The organism is Streptomyces sp. NPDC024632, assembly GCF_055559175.1.
Genome location: NZ_JBVHLD010000019.1, coordinates 102,505 through 120,155, shown reverse-complemented (window position 1 = coordinate 120,155; position 17,651 = coordinate 102,505). Strand labels below are relative to the sequence as shown.

Annotated in this window: 19 protein-coding genes; 10 read left to right on the top strand and 9 right to left on the bottom strand. The window is 71.9% G+C overall.

Annotated elements, in window-relative coordinates; genetic code table 11:
* Positions 1–2: 2 nt before the first annotated feature.
* The 3 genes from ACZ37P_RS31675 to ACZ37P_RS31665 all read right to left on the bottom strand — a co-directional run bounded on the left by ACZ37P_RS31675 (position 3) and on the right by ACZ37P_RS31665 (position 2,637).
* Positions 3–680 (bottom strand): HAD-IA family hydrolase, encoded by a 678-nt coding sequence (locus ACZ37P_RS31675; protein WP_467349770.1) that lies wholly within the window; start codon positions 678–680, stop codon positions 3–5.
* Positions 681–690: 10 nt separating this feature from the next.
* Positions 691–1,740, bottom strand: coding sequence for an NAD(P)-dependent oxidoreductase (locus tag ACZ37P_RS31670; protein ID WP_355335206.1), 1,050 nt, complete (start codon positions 1,738–1,740; stop codon positions 691–693).
* A 93-nt stretch (positions 1,741–1,833) separates the two neighbouring features.
* On the bottom strand, positions 1,834–2,637 hold the full coding sequence (locus ACZ37P_RS31665) for a helix-turn-helix transcriptional regulator (protein ID WP_467349768.1): 804 nt from the start codon (positions 2,635–2,637) through the stop codon (positions 1,834–1,836).
* Between the two features lie 377 nt (positions 2,638–3,014).
* Here ACZ37P_RS31665 and ACZ37P_RS31660 point away from each other — a divergent pair, with 377 nt between their 5' ends.
* The 5 genes from ACZ37P_RS31660 (at position 3,015) to ACZ37P_RS31640 (ending at position 6,936) form a co-directional block, all read left to right on the top strand.
* Positions 3,015–3,344 (top strand): carboxymuconolactone decarboxylase family protein, encoded by a 330-nt coding sequence (locus ACZ37P_RS31660; RefSeq protein WP_467349766.1) that lies wholly within the window; start codon positions 3,015–3,017, stop codon positions 3,342–3,344.
* Positions 3,345–3,530: 186 nt separating this feature from the next.
* Entirely contained in the window at positions 3,531–4,001 is a 471-nt protein-coding gene (locus ACZ37P_RS31655) for a (R)-mandelonitrile lyase (protein WP_467349765.1), read from the top strand.
* Positions 3,998–4,765 carry a glucose 1-dehydrogenase gene (locus tag ACZ37P_RS31650; RefSeq protein WP_467349763.1) on the top strand — a complete coding sequence of 256 codons (768 nt, stop codon included), beginning with the start codon at positions 3,998–4,000 and terminating at the stop codon, positions 4,763–4,765. Before ACZ37P_RS31655 ends, ACZ37P_RS31650 begins: the two co-directional genes overlap by 4 nt.
* Positions 4,766–4,832: 67 nt before the next feature.
* Positions 4,833–5,924, top strand: coding sequence for an aldo/keto reductase (locus ACZ37P_RS31645; RefSeq protein ID WP_467349761.1), 1,092 nt, complete (start codon positions 4,833–4,835; stop codon positions 5,922–5,924).
* A 40-nt stretch (positions 5,925–5,964) separates the two neighbouring features.
* A complete protein-coding gene (locus ACZ37P_RS31640) occupies positions 5,965–6,936 on the top strand; it encodes an aldo/keto reductase (RefSeq protein WP_467349759.1) in 972 nt (323 codons plus the stop codon).
* 80 nt (positions 6,937–7,016) lie between these two features.
* Here the strand turns inward: ACZ37P_RS31640 and ACZ37P_RS31635 are convergent, their stop codons facing one another.
* Complete coding sequence (locus tag ACZ37P_RS31635) at positions 7,017–7,379, bottom strand: hypothetical protein (RefSeq protein ID WP_391048055.1); 363 nt, start codon at positions 7,377–7,379, stop codon at positions 7,017–7,019.
* Between the two features lie 153 nt (positions 7,380–7,532).
* Complete coding sequence (locus ACZ37P_RS31630; protein ID WP_467349757.1) at positions 7,533–8,189, bottom strand: TetR/AcrR family transcriptional regulator; 657 nt, start codon at positions 8,187–8,189, stop codon at positions 7,533–7,535.
* Between the two features lie 97 nt (positions 8,190–8,286).
* Between ACZ37P_RS31630 and ACZ37P_RS31625 the strand changes: the two genes are divergently transcribed.
* Both ACZ37P_RS31625 and ACZ37P_RS31620 read left to right on the top strand, forming a co-directional pair.
* On the top strand, positions 8,287–8,937 hold the full coding sequence (locus ACZ37P_RS31625) for a CatB-related O-acetyltransferase (protein WP_391048058.1): 651 nt from the start codon (positions 8,287–8,289) through the stop codon (positions 8,935–8,937).
* A 281-nt stretch (positions 8,938–9,218) separates the two neighbouring features.
* Positions 9,219–10,352 carry a phosphatase PAP2 family protein gene (locus ACZ37P_RS31620; protein WP_467349755.1) on the top strand — a complete coding sequence of 378 codons (1,134 nt, stop codon included), beginning with the start codon at positions 9,219–9,221 and terminating at the stop codon, positions 10,350–10,352.
* Between the two features lie 96 nt (positions 10,353–10,448).
* On the opposite strand, the gene ACZ37P_RS31615 is transcribed toward ACZ37P_RS31620, so the two are convergent.
* Complete coding sequence (locus ACZ37P_RS31615) at positions 10,449–11,693, bottom strand: MFS transporter (protein WP_467349753.1); 1,245 nt, start codon at positions 11,691–11,693, stop codon at positions 10,449–10,451.
* A gap of 53 nt (positions 11,694–11,746) precedes the next feature.
* On the opposite strand from ACZ37P_RS31615, the gene ACZ37P_RS31610 reads away from it, so the two are divergent.
* Complete coding sequence (locus tag ACZ37P_RS31610; protein WP_467349751.1) at positions 11,747–12,571, top strand: AraC family transcriptional regulator; 825 nt, start codon at positions 11,747–11,749, stop codon at positions 12,569–12,571.
* Here the strand turns inward: ACZ37P_RS31610 and ACZ37P_RS31605 are convergent.
* From ACZ37P_RS31605 to ACZ37P_RS31595, 3 genes are all read right to left on the bottom strand, one after another.
* The gene (locus ACZ37P_RS31605) at positions 12,524–14,053 is read right to left on the bottom strand and encodes a GDSL-type esterase/lipase family protein (RefSeq protein WP_355335236.1); all 1,530 of its coding nucleotides are present in this window, start codon (positions 14,051–14,053) and stop codon (positions 12,524–12,526) included. The two genes, ACZ37P_RS31610 and ACZ37P_RS31605, sit on opposite strands and share 48 nt — an antisense overlap.
* A 139-nt stretch (positions 14,054–14,192) precedes the next feature.
* Positions 14,193–15,338 carry a permease gene (locus ACZ37P_RS31600; protein WP_467349749.1) on the bottom strand — a complete coding sequence of 382 codons (1,146 nt, stop codon included), beginning with the start codon at positions 15,336–15,338 and terminating at the stop codon, positions 14,193–14,195.
* Entirely contained in the window at positions 15,238–15,906 is a 669-nt protein-coding gene (locus ACZ37P_RS31595) for an STAS domain-containing protein (protein WP_467349748.1), read from the bottom strand. The genes ACZ37P_RS31600 and ACZ37P_RS31595 overlap by 101 nt, the downstream gene beginning before the upstream one ends.
* 130 nt (positions 15,907–16,036) lie before the next feature.
* Here ACZ37P_RS31595 and ACZ37P_RS31590 point away from each other — a divergent pair, with 130 nt between their 5' ends.
* Together ACZ37P_RS31590 and htpX are read left to right on the top strand one after the other, a co-directional pair.
* Positions 16,037–16,429, top strand: coding sequence for a helix-turn-helix transcriptional regulator (locus ACZ37P_RS31590; RefSeq protein ID WP_467349746.1), 393 nt, complete (start codon positions 16,037–16,039; stop codon positions 16,427–16,429).
* Positions 16,430–16,596: 167 nt separating this feature from the next.
* Entirely contained in the window at positions 16,597–17,499 is a 903-nt protein-coding gene (gene htpX / locus ACZ37P_RS31585; RefSeq protein ID WP_391048225.1) for a zinc metalloprotease HtpX, read from the top strand.
* The last annotated feature ends 152 nt before the right edge of the window (positions 17,500–17,651 follow it).

Below are 17,651 nucleotides of genomic sequence, written 5' to 3'. Positions count from 1 at the left end.
GCTCACCGGCGCAGCAGGTCCGCGGCGGCGAGACTGAGTACGCCGTCGTGCCAGGCGAGGCCGCGCAGGTCGCGGACGACGACGGGGGCGTGGGTGGCCAGGGCGCGCCGCCCGACCCCGACGACGACCGCGCCTGCCGCGGCTCCGGCCGCCGCCCCCGCGGCGCTGTCCTCGAAGACGACCGTCCGGGCCGGGGCGAAGCCCAGCTTCCGGGCCGCGGCGCGGTAGCCGTCAGGGGCTGGTTTGCCGTGGCTGACATCGTCCGCGGTGATGAGCACGGGCGGAGTGGGCAGTCCCGCCGCCGCGAGGCGGGCCCGTGCCAGGAGGGTGACTCCGGAGGTGACCACCGCCCACCGCTCGCGCGGCAGGCTCGTGAGGAGGTCGAGGGCGCCGGGGAGCGCTGTGGTGGTGGCCGCGGCCTCGACCTCCATACGGTCGATCGCGGCGAGTGCCGCCGGCCGTTCGTCCGGGTCGGTCACCAGGAGGGCGACGGTGTCGGCCGACCGGCGGCCGTGCACCATGGCGGTCACCTGTTCCGGCCGCAGGCCGCGGTCACGGGCCCATTGGCTCCATGCCCGGTCGACGCCGTGATCGGAGTCGACCAGGACCCCGTCGTTGTCGAAGAGCAGGCCGTCGCAGGGGATGTCGAGCGCGGAGGCCGGGTGGGGTTGTGCGGTCATGGACGGTCCCTCAGGTCACGGGGCGGTTGCGGTAGCGGCCGACCAGTTCACGGGCGGCGGTCTGCATCCGGGCGGGCGGAAGTCCCTGGGCGATGAGGGTGAGGTCGTCGAGAACCATGTCGCCGATGGTCTCGAAGGCCGCCGGGATGCCGCCCGCGCGGTGTGCGGACAGGACGAGACCGTCGAGGGAGCGGGCCGGGTCGTCGGGGGCGACCGGTTCGTCCGGCCAGACGTCGATACCGGCCATGACGCGCCCGCGCGCGACGTGGGAGAGGAGCGCCGGGTAGTCGACGACCGGGGCGCGGCTGACCAGGACGAGCCGGGCGCCGTCCGGGAGCAGGTGGAGCTCGCGCTCGCCGATGAGGTGGCGGCTTTCGTCGGTGACGGTGGCCAGCACGAACACGAAGCGGCTGCGGGACAAGGTCTCGTCCAACGAGGCGGGCAGTACACCGTGTTCGCGCAGGACGCCGGGCGGCAGCCAGGGATCGTACACACGGATGGTGGGCCGGAAGGGGGCGAGGAGGCGGTTGAGGCCGCGGCCGAGGTTGCCGAAACCGACCAGGCCCACGTCGGAGCCTTGCAGCAGTACGGCGTCGGCGTTGCCGTCGGAGACGTACCGCTCCCGTCCCGCGCGGAAGGCGCGGTCCTCCCGGCTGATGCCCCGGGCGAGGTCGAGCGCGAGGGCGAGCGCGTACTCGGCGACGGCCGGGGCGTAGGCGGGGCCGCAGCCCAGGACGTGGATGCCGCGCTCGAAGCAGGTCGCGTAGTCGACGTTGGGGAAGAAGTTGCCTTCGACATTGAGCAGAGCCCGCAACCTGCCCGCCCGGGAGAGCCGTTGGGCCGGAAGGTCGGGCTGTCCGACGATCGCGAAGGCGTCGGGCAGAACCTCCTCCAGCGCTTCCTCGGAGGGGTCCCTCTCCAGGTCCACCACGGTGAAGCGGTCGCGGAGCGACCCCAGGGCCGCGGGGGTGAAGATGCGGTCCGTGCGCTGCGGGGCGGGGCGCAGAACCACAACTGGCCTGGCGGGTGCGGGGGTTGGATCGGGGGCGGGCGTGCTCATAGGGCTCCTCGCGTACGTACGTCGGGACTTCGGACGACCAGGTCACGGCCCGCCGCCCTTGGCTTGGCGCCAGTGGCCAGGTGGCGCCGGGGCTCACTGGTGCAGGTGGCCGCCATGCTCCGCGCCGCCGGGGGAATGGTGCTCGGCGCCGACGGAGGGCCGAGGGCCGGGTCCGGTGGGTTCGAGGGTGGCGAACCAGGTGGCGAGCAGTTTCAGCGCGTCGTGGGCGGGGCTGCCGGGCTCGGCGCTGAGCGCGGTGAGGGTGAGGCCGGGGTCCGTGGGTACGGGCAGGGCCTCGAAGGCGAGGTCGAGGTCGCCGACGACGGGGTGGTGGAAGCGTTTGACGCCGGTGTGGTGCAGGCGGACGTTGTGCGCGGCCCACAGCGTACGGAATGCCTCGCTACGGGTGGACAACTCGCCGATCAGGTCGCTCAGTTCGCGGTTGTAGGGGTCCCTTCCCGCTTCGGTGCGGAGCAGGGCCGCGGCGGAGGCGCGCTGCGTGTCGAGTTCGGTCATGTATTGGTCGGCGCCCGGATTGAGGAACTGGTAGCGGGCCATGTTGACCGGGCGGGCGGGGTCCTGGAAGAGGGGCCAGTACAGGGCTTTGCCGAGGCGGTTGGTGGCGAGCATGTCGAGGCGGCCGTTGCGGATGAACGCGGGTGCGTCGGTCATCGCGTCCAGCAGTTGCCGCAGACCGGGCCGGACGGGCTGTGCCGTCCGGCGGCGTGCGGGGCGCCGGGTGGAGCTGGCGGTGCGGGCCAGGTCCATGAGGTGGGCACGCTCGGACTCGTCCAGTTGGAGGGCGCGGGCGAGGGCGTCCAGGACGGCTTCCGAGGTGCCGGAGAGGTTGCCGCGTTCCATGCGGGCGTAGTACTCGGCGCTGACCCCGGCGAGCAACGCGACCTCCTCGCGGCGCAGCCCGGTGACCCGGCGGTGGCCTGCGGCGGGCAGACCGGCCTGCTGGGGGGGTGATCCTGGCGCGGCGGCTGGTGAGGAACTCGCGGACCTCGCTGCGGTTGTCCATGCCTTCGAGGCTACGACGATCCCGAGCGGTGAGGGGTGTACTGCCAGTACACGTATCAACGGGTCCTTCCGCACGCCTGCGACCTGCCGTTTCATCGTTGACAGGCCGGTTGACGGCCGTCCGCCGCTGCGCTGGCACCCCCGGTGAGGGCAGGGCGGAATGGAAGGGGACAGACGCCCGCGCCGTCGTTCGAGAAGGCACCCGCGCCGTCGCGTGAGAAGGCGCCGGGCCCCCGTGGAAGGAGACCGTGATGCCGGAGGACCAGCAGCCCGGAGGACCGCGTCAGCAGTTCGGGGACATCGCCCCGGCACTGGCCGGATACACCGAGGACGTGCTGTTCGGGCAGGTGTGGGAAGACCCGGACCTGTCCTCGCGCGACCGCAGCCTGGTGACCGTGGCCAGTCTGATCAGCAGCGGCAGCACCGAGCAGCTCACGTTCCACCTCGGCAGGGCGAGGGAGAACGGGCTGAGCGACAAGGAGCTGATCGCGACGGTCACGCACCTGGCGTTCTACGCCGGATGGCCCAAGGCCATGTCCGCGCTCACGGTCGCCCGCCAGGTATTCGCCGACGGCACCTGACGCAGGGCCCGCCAGGCACACGCGACACCGCGTGACCCGCCGCCCGGCAGGCACTCACCGACACCGCCTGACGCAGGGCCCGCCAGGCGCTCGCCGACACCGCCCGGCCCGGCTTCGCTCCGCGCGCGGACGTCACCCGCCGCGCGTGAGTCGGCCGCCGCTTCACGGACACAAGGAGAGACGACCATGGAGATCATCCAGCCTCCCGCGACGGCGAAGCTGCCGCCGGAGATGTTCACCGGAGACGCGTGGGCGGACGTGATCCACCGCGGCGAGGACCCCTCCCGCGTGCGGATGAACATGGTGCGCTTCGCGCCCGGCGCCCGTACCGCCTGGCACTCGCACGACCTGGGCCAGACCCTCTGGATCGTGGAGGGCATCGCCCTGGTCCAGTCCCGCGGCGGCGACATCGTCGAGGCCCGCCCCGGGGACGTCATCGTCACCCCCGCCGGCGAGGAGCACTGGCACGGCGCCGCGCCGGACCGCTTCATGGCGCACATCGCGCTGTGGGAGGGCGACGACGTCGACTGGCTGGAGCACGTCGGCGACGCCGAGTACACCGGCCCCCGGACCGCCCTGCTCCGAATACCGCCCTCCTCCCCCGCGCCATACGGGCCGCGAATGACACCGGCCCGGAGATTGGAAACCCTCCCGTGAACCCCCAGTACAGCTTCGAGGGGCAGGTCGCCCTGGTCACCGGCGCCGCCTCCGGCATGGGCCTGGCCACCGCCCGCGCCTTCGCCCGGTCGGGCGCCGCGGTCGTCCTGGCCGACGTCGACAAGGACGCCGTGGACAAGGCGGCCAAGGAACTCACCGACGCCGGTCACCAAGCCCTCGGCGTGGTCTGCGACGTCACCGACGAGGCCCAGGCCGCCGCCGCTGTCGACCGCGCGGTGGACGCCTACGGCCGCCTGGACATGGCCTTCAACAACGCCGGCATCCAGGCCCCGCCCACGGACGCCGCCGACGAGAGCGCCGAGAACTTCGACCGCGTCAACGCCGTCAATCTGCGCGGCGTCTGGGCCGCCCAGAAGCACGAACTGCGCCACATGCGCACCCAGGGCTCCGGCGCGATCGTCAACTGCTCCTCGCTCGGCGGCCTGGTGGGCCTGCCCGAGCGCGCCGCGTACCACGCCTCCAAGCACGGCGTCATCGGCCTCACCAAGAGCGCCGCCGTCGAATACGCGCCCCGCGGCATCCGTATCAACGCCGTCTGCCCCGGCACCATCGACACCCCGATGGTCTCCGGCATGCTCGAAAGCCAGGCGGACGCCATGGCCGAGATCCTCAAGCAGCAGCCCATCGGACGGCTCGGCCGCGCCGAGGAGATCGCGCAAGCCGTTCTGTGGCTGTGCAGCCCCGGCGCCAGCTTCGTCATCGGCGCCGCTCTGCCCGTCGACGGCGGCTTCACCACTCACTGACAACCGCCGTCCGAAGCGGCGGCGCCGCGCAGCCGCCCGCCCCCGCGCCACGTAAGGAGCCCACGTCATGGAGTACCGCCGTCTCGGCACCAGCGGAACGCTGGTGTCCAACCTGTCCCTCGGCACGATGAACTTCGGCACCCCGCAGACGCCGGAGGACGAGGCGTTCGCGCAGATGGACGCCTTCCTCGACGCCGGGGGCAATCTGCTCGACACCGCCGACGTCTACAACGGCGGAGTGGCCGAGGAGACCGTCGGCCGGTGGCTCGCCGCCCGCCCGGACGAGGTCACCGACCGCGTCGTCCTCGCCACCAAGGGCCGCACGCGCACCGGCGCCGACCCCAACAAGGCCGGAACCTCGCGCCGCCACCTGGACCGGGCGCTCACCACGTCCCTGCGCAGGCTGGGAGTCGACACCGTCGACCTCTACCAGCTCCACGCCTGGGACCCCCTGACACCGATCGAGGAGACGCTGGCCTTCCTCGACTCCGCCGTCCGGGCGGGGAAGATCCGCTACGTCGGCCTGTCCAACTTCACCGGATGGCAGCTCCAGCTCGCGGTCTCCACCGCGCGGGCGTACGGCCTCCCGGTGCCGGTGACCCTCCAGGCCCAGTACAACCTCGCCACCCGCCAGACCGAGTGGGAGATGACCGCCGCGGCCCGGTACAACGGACTCGGCATCCTGGCCTGGTCCCCTCTCGCGAGCGGCTTCCTCACCGGAAAGTACGAGCGCGGCGCGCGGCGGGCCGCCGACACCAGGGCCGGTCAGGACCACGCCCTCTACCAGTACACCTCCTCCAACTACGAGCACTCCGACCGCACATGGGACGCCGTGGACGCGCTGCGCGAGGTCGCCCGGGACAACGGCGTCACGCCCGCCCAGGCCGCCCTGAGCTGGGTCGTCAACCGCCCCGGCGTCACCTCCGCCATCGTCGGCGCCCGCACCGTGCGGCAGCTCACCGGCAACCTCGCCGCCGCGGACCTGCGCCTGGACCCGGACTCCGTCACCGCGCTGGACACCGCGAGCGACCCGGACCCGGCCCCGTACCCCTACGGCCCTTTCGGCTCCGCCCAGCGCGACCGCACCGCCAACGACCCCGAAGCCCTCGGCGCCCTCATCGACCAGCACGCCGAATCCGGCGGCGCCGGGCAGCACTGATCCGTTCACGGACGTCCAGCACACGAAAGGGAGTTCCACCATGGAGTACGTCCGCCTCGGCGCCACCGGCCTGAAGGTCAGCCGGCTCGCGCTGGGCTGCATGAGCTACGGCGACCCGGCCGTGCCCGGCGCCCACCCGTGGGCCCTGACCGAGGACAAGGCGGGACCGTTCTTCCGGCAGGCCGTCGACCTGGGCATCACCTTCTGGGACACCGCCAACGTCTACCAGGCGGGCACGTCCGAGGAGATCACCGGCCGCGCGATCCGTGAGTACGCGCGGCGCGAGGACATCGTGCTCGCCACCAAGGTCCGCGGCAGGATGCACGACGGTCCCGGCGGCGAGGGCCTGTCCCGCAAGGCCGTCCTCGAACAGGTCGACGCCTCCCTGACCCGGCTGGGCACCGACTACATCGACCTGTACCAGATCCACCGCTTCGACGACGACACCCCGGTCGAGGAGACGATGGAGGCGCTGCACGACCTCGTGAAGGCCGGGAAGGTCCGCTACCTCGGCGCGTCGTCGATGTACGCCTGGCAGTTCGCCAAGCTCCAGCACGCCGCCGACCTCGGCGGATGGACCCGTTTCGGGTCCATGCAGAACCAGTACAACCTGCTGCGGCGCCAGGACGAACCCGAACTCATGGCCATGTGCGGCGACATGGGCGTGGGGCTCGTTCCCTACTCCCCGAACGGCAAGGGCCGCCTCGCCCGCCCCGCCGGTGAACAGAGCACCCGTTCCCGTACCGACCACGTCGTGCGGTCCTTCGACAGCCCCCACGACGGACCCGTCATCGACGCCGTCCAGCAGGTCGCCGCATCCCGCGGCGTGCCCATGGCCCACATCGCACTCGCCTGGGTCCTCCGCAACCCGCTCGTCTCCGCGCCCATCGTCGGCGCGACGCAGCCCCACCACCTTCAACAGGCCGTGGACGCGCTCGACTTGAGCCTGTCGGACGAGGAAGCCGCCGCGCTGGAGGCCCCCTACGTCAACGCCGGACCTTCCTGGTTCTGATCACGGATCCGCGTGACGGGGCGTGCGGTTCTGCCGCGTCGGACCCTTCCGCGCCCGCGCGCACCGGACATGACGCTGCGTCAGCCGGCGGCGTAGGCGCAGCCGCCCGCGGTGATCGTGGTGCCGGACACCGCTGCCAGCGAGCAGGTCGCGATGACGTTGGAGGCGTTGAAGGGCACCCAGCGCCCGGAAATGAGCACCTCCTCCACGAATTTGGCCAGGTGGAAGACGTACGTGGGACCGGAGTCCGCCCAGCCGGGGCAGGCTGTGGTCGTGGTCGTCAGCGGCGAGGTGATGTTGTTGGGGTTGCCCGCGGCCCTCACCGAACCGCCCGAACAGTTGACGGCGGTCGCGGCATCGGCCGACGGTACGGCGGCCAGGGCGAGGACGGCGGCGGATCCCACGGCCACCGCGAGGGCGGTGGCACGCTGCATGTGCTTCATGGCTTCCCCCTGCTGCGGCCGAACGCGCGTCGGCCGTCACCGACATTGTGGGAAGGCCCACCCGCCCGGTTCCAGACGCCCCCGATGGCAACTTCCTGCGCGCGTCGGCCGGAAGGCCGGACGGAAGGGTCCCCGCCGCCGGTGGCGCGCGGTTCATGGCGTGGCGGCGGGGGGCGGGTGGGGTGGCGCGGTCGGGGCTCGGCGGGTGGAGAAGGCACCCGCGGCGGCGGCCAGGGCCGCGGTGTGCGCGGCGCGTTCGGGGAGTCGGGGGTCCGGGTCGGCGCGCAGGAGTACCAGCTCGTGGTAGACGGGCGCCGTGGCGGCGATCAGCAGGCTCCGCGCGTCTGTCTGCGGGGTGGGGAGTTCGCCGCGCTCGACGGCGCGCTCGACGAGGATCTCGCACTGGGCGTACCGGCCGGCCCACAGTTGCCGCTGGGCCAGCGCGGCCTGTTCGGAGTGGAACGAGGCGGCCATCAGGGCGACGGCGAACGACGGCTGTACGACCAGGGACTCCTGGATCTCCTGGTTGAGGGCGGTCAGATCGCCGAGCAGCGAGCCGGTGTCCGGCGGTATCCAGTCGATCTCGCCGGCGGCGCCGATGACGTCGACGAGCAGGCCGCCGACATCGCGCCACCGCCGGTAGACCGTGGCGCGGTGCACTCCGGCCCGCGTCGCGACGCCCTCGATCGTGAGTCCTTCGTGGCCGCTCTCGGCCAGTTCGGCTCGCACCGCGTCGAGAACCTGGGCGCGGACGCGGGCGGTGCGACCGCCGGGACGGCGGTCCGATGTCGTGTTCAGCGGGTCTGTCATCGGCAGTCATTATCCGGTTGATCCAGGCGGCAGGGCCGTGCCAGCATCTTAACGCGACGCTTGTCGCTCTAACCGCCGGAGAGGAACCGCCTCCACGATGCCGCCCGTTCCCGCCGACCCCACCGTGCTCCACCCGATGCCCGAGCACCCCCGCGTGGTGCTGCTCAAGCCGTTGGTGAAGTCGCCGCTGATCGAGGTCGGCGACTTCTCCTACTACGACGATCCGGACGACCCGACCGCGTTCGAGACGCGCAACGTTCTCTACCACTACGGTCCCGAGCGGCTCGTCATCGGCAAGTACTGCGCGCTGGGGACGGGCACCCGGTTCATCATGAACGGCGCCAACCACCGTATGGACGGCCCTTCCACCTTCCCGTTCCCCACCATGGGAGGCTCCTGGGCGGAGCACTTCGACCTGATCACCGACCTGCCCGGCCGGGGCGACACGGTCGTCGGCAACGACGTGTGGTTCGGGCACGGCGCCACGGTGATGCCCGGCGTACGCATCGGTCACGGCGCGATCGTCGCCGCGGGCTCCCTGGTCACCCGCGACGTCCCCGACTACGGCATCGTCGGCGGCAACCCCGCCCGGCTCATCCGCACCCGCTACGACGCCGCCGACATCGCCCGGCTCCTCGCCGTGGCGTGGTGGGACTGGCCGGTGCGGCACATCACCGGGCAGGTACGGACGATCATGTCGGGGACCGTCGCCGACCTGGAGGCCGCCGCGCCGACCGACCAGCCCTGACACCGCGCACACAGGTCACCTACGACGACGATCCGGCCGACCGCCCAGCAGCGGCAGGCCGATCCGGTCGGTGAGGGCGTGCGAGGGCGTGCGAGGGCGCCATCAGGTACTCCCCGTGCTCGTCGAGGTCATCGATCTGGTAGATCACCGGCCCGGCGGCGGCCCGGCCGCGATACGTAGCCGCGCCGCGGCCTCACCCGGTGCCACTGAACCCGCCGACCGAGGGCAGACGAACTCGTACGCGTCACGTACGACGTCGCCACCGGGAGACAGGGGAGAACGTGTTCGGGAACGTCGCTCTGCCGATCGCGACCGTCAACCGACCAGGGCCCGGCCGACTGGCCCGCGCGCTGCCCGAGGCGGCCCTGCTGGCGGCGGTGTACGCGGGCTACAAATACGGCCGCAAAATCGCCAACGGCCATACGGACGACGCGTTTCCCCACGCGCACTCGGTGTGGGGCCTGGAACGCGCCCTGCACCTGCCGAGCGAACGGCTCGTCCAACGCGCCGCCATGCACTGGGAAACGGTGATCCACGCCGCGAACTACCTCTACGCGACGGTGCACTTCCCGGCGATGGCGCTCTTCCTCGGCTACATGTTCCTGCGCCGCCCGACGCATTACGTGTGGATCCGCCGCGCGATCGTCGTCCAGACCGCGCTGGCGCTCGCGGGCCACCTGCTCTACCCGCTCGCCCCGCCCCGGATGCTCACCAGCTCGGGCATGGTCGACACCGCGGCCCGCTACGGTCCCGCCGTCTACCACGGCACCCCGCAGAACCACTCCATGTCCAACCAGTTCGCGGCGATGCCGTCCCTGCACGTCGGCTGGGCCCTGGCCATCGCGGTCGGCATGATCGCCGCCCACCGCTCCCGGGCGCGCTGGCTGTGGTTGCTCCACCCCCTGATCACTCTCCTGGTGGTGGTCAGCACGGCCAACCACTACTGGCTCGACTGCGCCGTGGGCTGCGCTCTGCTGGGTCTGGCGATCCTGATCATCCCCTCGGCCGCCCCGCGCCCGCGCGGAGTCGCGCTCCCCGCACCGGGTAGACGCCCCCGTATGACGCAGCCTGCCGACCACACGAGCCCTTCCCCGCTCTCCCCCACCCCCTTCACGCCCGCCGCCGAGCCCGACCGCGGCACCCGCAGATGGGGCCAGCGCCTGTACGTGCTGGGCGCCCTCGTCTACGTCGCGGGAATCACCATCGCCCTCCTGACGGCCCACCCCACGGCGCGCGCCGCCGTGTGGACGGTCGCCTGGGCCGCCCTCGTCCTGGGCGCCGGGGGCGCGGGACTCCTCTGGATCCGCCGCCACAAGGCGACGAAAGCCCGGGCCGAAGCGCTCAGCGAACCGCCGATGGAAGCACCGGCGGAGGCACGGACCGAACCGCGCACGGAAGTCCGCCACTTCGACTGAGCCCCGCGCGTCGCGCCGCTGACCCGCTTCCCCAGCGGTGCGGTGCGACGCGGCTCCCCGCGGGGCAGAACAGCCGGACCCCGCTCCTGCGCACGCCTACGCACGCTTGCGCAGGACCAGCCAGGAAGAGGCGAGGACCCCGGTCCCGGCCGCCGCGCCGAGGACGAGCAGCGTGGTCCGAGGGGTGAGGTACTGGAGCGCGATGCCGCCCGCCACCGCCGGTAGCGAGAGCCCGACGTAGCCGGCGAGGAAGAACCCGGAAAGGCTCTCGCCGAGCTTGTCGGGAGGCGAGAGGGCGACGACGCTGCCGAGGGTCCCCTTGTACAGGATCGCGGCCCCGGCGCCGATCACGCCGCCGCCGGCCAGGAACAGACCGAGGCTGGGAGTGGGCAGCCAGGCCGCCACGACGACCATCGCCAGGCCGGCGAGGTCGATCGGGAGGCCGACGACGAGCAGTCGCCTGACCGGCCACGTGCCGGTGGCGACCAGGGCCACGATGCCGACGGCGCACGCGATGAAGATCGCCAGCCCGGCCATCGCCAGCGACGTGTCGCCGATCACCGTGGCCAGGAACGTTCCGGCCAGGCCCAGGAAAATCGCGACTCCGGCGTAGGCCACGAACACCTCGACCAACAGCCCGAAGTACCGGGGCCTGGCATGGTTCGGAACCGAGACCCGCTGGGGGCGGTACGGCGGCAGGGGGCGCGGCCGGTGGCGGGTCTCGGGTGACGCGATCAGGGCGATCGCCCCGACGACCAGAGCGGCGAGCAGTACCAGGTAGGGCAGGACGAGCGGGTGCGGCGCGTACTGGGCCAGCAGGCCCGCGCACAGTCCGCCGAGGCCGAGCCCGCCGAAGTTGGCGCCCGCGGCGGCCAGTTGGGGTCGCCGGACGGTCTCGGTCCCGGGGCGGTGTCCCGTGTGCAATTCGTTGAGGTAGGCGGTGGCGGTGGAGACGGTGAGACCCACGGCCACCCCGGTCAGGACGCGCGCGACAAACAGCCCGGCCAGGCCGGGCCAGAAGATGAACACCACCGCGCTGACGCTCGACAGGCACACGGCGGCGAGCAGGTGGACGCGGCGGCCGTGGACGTCGGAGAGGTGACTGGCGAGGGACAGGCTCGCGACCACGCCCACCGCGTAGGCGGCGAACACGATCGTCACCATCAGCGACGAGAAGTGATCCCGGTCGGCGTAGAGCACGTAGAGCGGGCTCGGCGCGGTGGAGAAGGCGAGCACCGCCAGGAAGACCCAGGTCGCGGCCCAGAAGCCGAAATGGTGATGGCGCGGAGAGGGCACCGGTCGTAGTGAGGCGACGGGTTGCCCGGTGGTGGAAACGGTCATGAGTCCAAGATCGTCATTCCCCGCCCGACCTACCACCGGTATAGTGCCAGGTGATGCCGGAAAGTAGCCACATCGTCGACAACGCGCTGGAGATGGGCAGCCTGCCGCTCCTGCACGGCGACCGTGTCCCGTCGCACCGCCACGGGCAGGGCCATCTCGTGTACCCCGCCACCGGAGTGCTGTCGGTCACGACCAGGGAAGGCACCTGGATCGCACCCGCGACCCGGCTGGCCTGGACGCCCGGCGGCTTCGAGCACCATCACCGGGCCTACGGGTTCACCGACATGCGCGTCATCTTCCTCCCGGCCGCCCTCGCCGCCCGCCTCCCGGACCGCCCCGCGGTGTTCGCCGTCTCGGCCCTGGTCCGCGAGGTCCTGCTCGCCCTGACCGACGACACCGACACGCCCCGGTCACCGGCGGCCCTCGACCGGCTGCGCGCCGTCGTCATCGACGAACTCGTGCCCGCCTCCGAGGAACCGTTGCACCTGCCCGAGCCACGCGACGACCGACTCCGCGCGCTCAGCCGCCTCCTGCACGACGACCCCGCCGACAACGCCACCTTGACCGAACTCGGCACGCGGGTCGGCGCCGGCCAACGGACCCTGACCCGGCTCTTCCACGACGAGCTCGGCATGAGCTTCCGGCAGTGGCGTACCCAACTGCGCCTCCACCACGCCCTCACCCTCCTCGCCGCCGGACACACGGTCACCCACACCGCGGCGGCCTGCGGATGGGCCAACCCGACCAGCTTCATCGAGGCCTTCACCGCCGCCCTCGGAGCGACCCCCGCCCGCTACCGCCACGATCCCGACGCCCGGCGGCCGATCGCCTCACCGCACCGGAGCCGAGGGCGACGAACTGTCCGTGGTACCGGGTGACGTGCCGTCCGTGGGCGCGTCGCTCGGTGTATTGCGGAGCTCGGCGAGTGCCTGCTGGTCGGCGAGGGCGATGGCCAGTTCACCGGCGGCGGTGGGGTGCAGCGGAGCCTGATCGGCGGCGTTCTGGACGAAGGGCTGCTCGCTGCACAGCCGGTGGCCTTCGAAGTCCGGCTGGGCGGTGGCGAAGTGGAAGGCGTCCGCGCCCTGCTGGAGCACGGCGTTGAGGTTGGCCAGGCGGGATTTGAGGACCTTCACCTTCGCCTCGGTGAGGCCGTCCTTTTCGAGGCACCTGATGTCGGGGCCGAAGGGCTCGTAGTACTGGTTGATGAGCACGTCGGGGTGGTGAGGGAGGTCGGAGAGCTGCTGGAGCAGATCGAGGTAGTTCTGCGAGAACGTCGAGAGCTGCTCCTTGAAGTACGCCGTGGACGCCTTGTCGTCGCAGACGGGCGCTTTGGCGCACAGGCCCGTCAGCACGGCCCAGTTCATGTCGTTGGCCCCGACGCTGACGATGATCACCGACGCGCTCGACGCGCGCTGCGCCACCGCGAGCTGCGGCGGTACGGCCTGGTCGCCGCGGAGCTGTACGCCGAGGAGGCCGTCGGTCACGGTCGCGCCCTGGCAGGCGAGGTTCAGCACGTTCCAGTCGTTGACCCGGCCGAGAACGGCGGCGAACGCGTCGGAACTGCGCCCGCAGGTCTTGTCCAGCGCGCTGGGGTCCTTGACCGGCTGGTTGCCGATTCCCGCGGCGGTGGAGTCGCCCAGCACCACGGCGTGCACGCCGGTCAGCTGCGGTCCCTTGGCCGGGGCGACCGGCTCCGTCGGCGCGCGCCCCACCAGGTCGTCGAGCGTACGCACCTGCCGGAGCGCCTGAGGAGTGCCGGACGCCATGAGGTACACGCCGAGCGCGTTGACGGCGCTCACGGTCAGGACGCACACACCGACCATCGTCAGCGTGGTACGGCGCGGGGCGCGCCGGATTCCGGCCACGGCCACCGCGACGACGGCCGCGCAGCCGGCCGCGATGAGGAGCTCCCAGACGCAGTAGCGGATCCACCCGGCGGCCAGCTGCCGGCTGAGGGTCAGCTGGAGTGTGTCGTGGTCGTCGGACCGGACGATCTGGTTGACCTGCGAGTTGATGCTGATGTCCGCGAGCTTCAGGCGCGGCCGGATCGGTCCCTGGAAGTGCGGCTCGGTCGCCAGCGCTTCTCCGAACAGGTCGAGTTCGCCGGGTCCTGACAGGCTGAGGTCGGGCGCGACGGCGCCCACTTCGACGGTCTGGCCCGCCGCGGTGACGGACTGCATCGGGGTGAGACGTACCGCCAGCCAGATGGACGCGACGCAGACCGCGAGCAGCGCGACGACGGCCAGGAGGCTGTTCCGGCCGCGCCGGAGCCAGCGGCCTTTCGCGCTGCCGCGCCGGGGGCGGGCCACCGCCTCGTCGTCCCGGCGTTCTTGGAGGATCGGCAGTTCTGCTTTCGGCATGTCCCTCGCTCTCCGGCGGCGCCGGCCACTGATCGCACATCATCCGTTATATGGACGATACGACGTCCACCGCGCGGGATGTCGCGTCGGTGGGTCTGCGGAGGGTGATCCGTTCCGCCGTCAGCGGGCCGATTCGGCGTCAGCGGGCCGGTCCGCCGTCGTGTCCCCGGACGCCGCCCTGACCGTCCGGGCCCTCGGGCGCCCCTCCCATCATGCGGAGCATGGGGATTCCGCCGGTCCGCCAGAAGCGGATCACCAGCGCGGCGCCGACCAGGAGGAAGACGATGTTGAGCCAGGTCGTGTAGTCCCAGGAGATCCCGGCGGTGGGAATCCTCGCGTCGGCCTGATCGGGAATCAGGCCGAGCCCGCCGAAGACGAACTCGACGGCGTATCCGGCGACGACCATGGCCGCGTAGAAGGCGCCGAGCAGGTACAGCGCCATGCGGGCGCCGTAGTACCGCCGGTAGATGTTCAGGACGGGCAGGATCAGCAGGTCGGCGAAGAGGAAGGCCACGACCCCGCCGAAGCTGATGCCGCCCTTCCACAGCACCACCGCCAGCGGCACGTTCCCGATCGAGCAGACGAAGGACAGCAACGCCACCACGGGACCGATCAGCGGGCCCCACAGCTTGGACGCCAGCGGGTGGCCGTCGAAGAAGAACGCGCCCCAGAAGTCGTCGGGTACCCAGGCCGCGACGGCCCCCGCGACGAACAGACCGATCGCCAGGTCGCGCGCGATCGCCGCCCATTCCATGACGAAGACGTGCGCCACGGAGGTGAGGCCCTCGCCCGACAGCAGCCGCCGGGCGAAGGAGCCCTGCCGCCGCACGGACATGTCCATCGCCGCGTGCCCCTCCATCGAACCCGCCAGCCCGCGCCCGGCCTGTTCACGGGCCTGCCGCACCAGCGGCTCGCGCAGGGTGAGCCGGAAGACGACCGCGAGTACCAGGATCATGACCGGGCCGCCGGTGAATTCGGCGGCGGTGAACTGCCATCCCATCAAGAGGGCGAGGATCACGCCGAGCTCGACCACCAGATTCGTGGAGGCGATCTCGAAGGCCATGGCCGCGGTGAAGTCCGCGCCCTTGCGGAAGAGCGAGCGTGCCAGCGCGACGGCCGCGTACGAACACGACGACGACGCCGCCCCGAGCGCCGAGGCCCGCAGGAGCGTACGCGGCCGGTCGTCACCGAGCAGTCGTACGACCGTGGACTTGCGCACGACCGCCTGGACCACCGCGGACAACGCGAATCCCAGGATCAGCGCCCACGTGATCTCCCACGTCATCGACCCGGTGATGGACAACGCGTGCAGGAGTGGGTGCATGGCCCCCATCCTCGTGGGTGGGGGCCTGCCATCCGGGCAATGACGTCTCCGCCCGCGTCATACGGAGCGGCCTTTCGCCGGCGGAACGGACCGCTTCCGGCGGGCGGCCCGGATCCGGCGGCGGCCCCTCGCCCTCGGCGTAGTCGAAGAGCCCGTCGGCGCCGGTCAGGCCCAGCACCCGCTGGACGGCCGGGCTGACGGCGGTCAGCCGGAGTACCGCTCCGGTGCACTGGGCCACGCGCCGGGCTCGGAGCAGCGCGTTGAGCCCGCCGCAGTCGAAGAAGGCGACGCCGCTCAGTTCCAGGCTCAGGCTGTCGCTCTCGCACAGCAGATGGTCGATGAGGACGCGGGCGAAGGTGTCCGCGCCGGTGAAGTCGATCTCGCCGCTGACCGTGACGACCGTGTGGCCGGCGCGCTGGCTCACCCGTACGGCCAGGGCGTCGGTCGGATGGGTGATCATCCGGGAGGTGTGGACCGCCGCGCCTGCGTCGTCGTCGTGCGCGGAGAGTCCGCGATCCCATTCGGACATGTCGAGGGCCCTCGCCTTCCCGATCCGGTGGCCACACCAAGTGTGTGGGCGGGCAGCAGAGGCGTCAAGCAAAACGTGAATCTGTGTTCATGCTTTGCGGATCGTGAATCGGAGATCCTACGATAGGGCGATGGACGATTCTGAGCCGCGCCCCGCCACCGGATGGACGTTCCTGACCAATCACGCACGTGTCCTGGCCGTCATCGCCCGCGACCCCGGGAGCCGGGTGCGGGACATAGCGGCGCGCTGCCTGCTCACCGAGCGCGCCGTACAGAAGATCATCGCCGACCTGGAGAGCGAGGGGTATCTCACGCACACCCGGGTCGGACGCTCCAACCTCTACGAGATCCCGGCCGGCACGGTGTTGCGCCACCCCGCCGACATGGGCCCGACCGTCGCGGACCTGCTGTCGATCCTCACCGTCCACCGGAACGGTTCCGAGCCCGAGTCCGAGCCCGCAGCCAAGCCCGAGCCCGCAGCCGGGTCCGAGTCCGCAGCCGGGTCCGGGTCCGGAGCGCGCTGACCTGCGCCGACGGGCACCCCCCGGGGCCGGGGCCCGGCTGCCCGGCACCGTCTCGCGGGCGACCTCGCGGAGCATACTGGGAGGTAGTGGACCACGGCGGCCGACCGCCGCACACGGCGGGTCGGCGGGCCGGGTCCGGCCCGCTTGAGATGAGGTGGTGAGCGGTGGTGCGCTCCCGGTTCGCGCCCGACTGGCGGCTCACGGTCCGCATGGTGACGGTGATGTTCCTGCTGGGCCTGGTGTTCGTGGCCTTCATCGCCGTGCTGGTCGCGCTGCTGAAGTCCGTGGTGGTCGTGGTGGTCATCGCGGCCGGCGTGCTGGCGGCGCAGTACTGGTTCTCCGACCGGATCGCGCTGTTCGCGATGCGGGCCCATGAGGTCACCCCGCAGCAGCAGCCCGAACTGCACGGCGCGGTCGACCGGCTGTGCGCCCTGGCCGACATGCCGAAGCCGCTGGTGGCCGTCTCCGAGATGGACCTGCCGAACGCCTTCGCCACCGGCCGCAACGCCGACCACGCCGTGATCTGCGTGACGACCGGTCTGCTGCGGCGCCTGGAACCGGGCGAGCTGGACGGCGTGCTCGCCCACGAGCTGTCCCACGTCGCCCACCGGGACGTCGCGGTGATCACCATCGCCTCCTTCCTGGGCGTGCTCGCGGGGCTGCTGGTGCGCTTCGTCTTCTACTCGGAACTGTTCGGCCGGGGCCGCCGCGACCAGAACACCGCGGCGCTGCTCGCGATGATCATGGCGGTGTCCGTGGTCGTGTACGGGCTGAGCTTCCTGCTGATCCGGGCGCTGTCCCGGTACCGCGAGCTGGCGGCCGACCGCAGCGCGGCCGAACTGACCGGACGTCCCTCCGAACTGGCGTCCGCGCTGGTCAAGGTGAGCGGCACCATCGCCCGTATCCCCACCGAGGACCTGCGCACCGTCCGGGCCTTCAACGCCTTCTTCTTCACCCCGGCCCTGAAGGAGGGATCGGCCCTCGCCTCGGTCTTCTCCACCCACCCCAGCCTGGAACGCCGCCTGGACGCCCTGGCGAAGCTCTCCACCGAGATGGGTCTGCGCGCCTGAGCGGTCGGCGCCGCCCGTCGAGGTCGTCGGGATGAGCGGGCGCCCGGACGCCTGACCTGGGGTCGGACCGGCGCACAAGAGTGCCCCGCGCCGACGGCCGGTGCCAGAGCAGAGGTGGCGGGCCGTGGGCGCGGGGCGGTCTTCATGGGGGT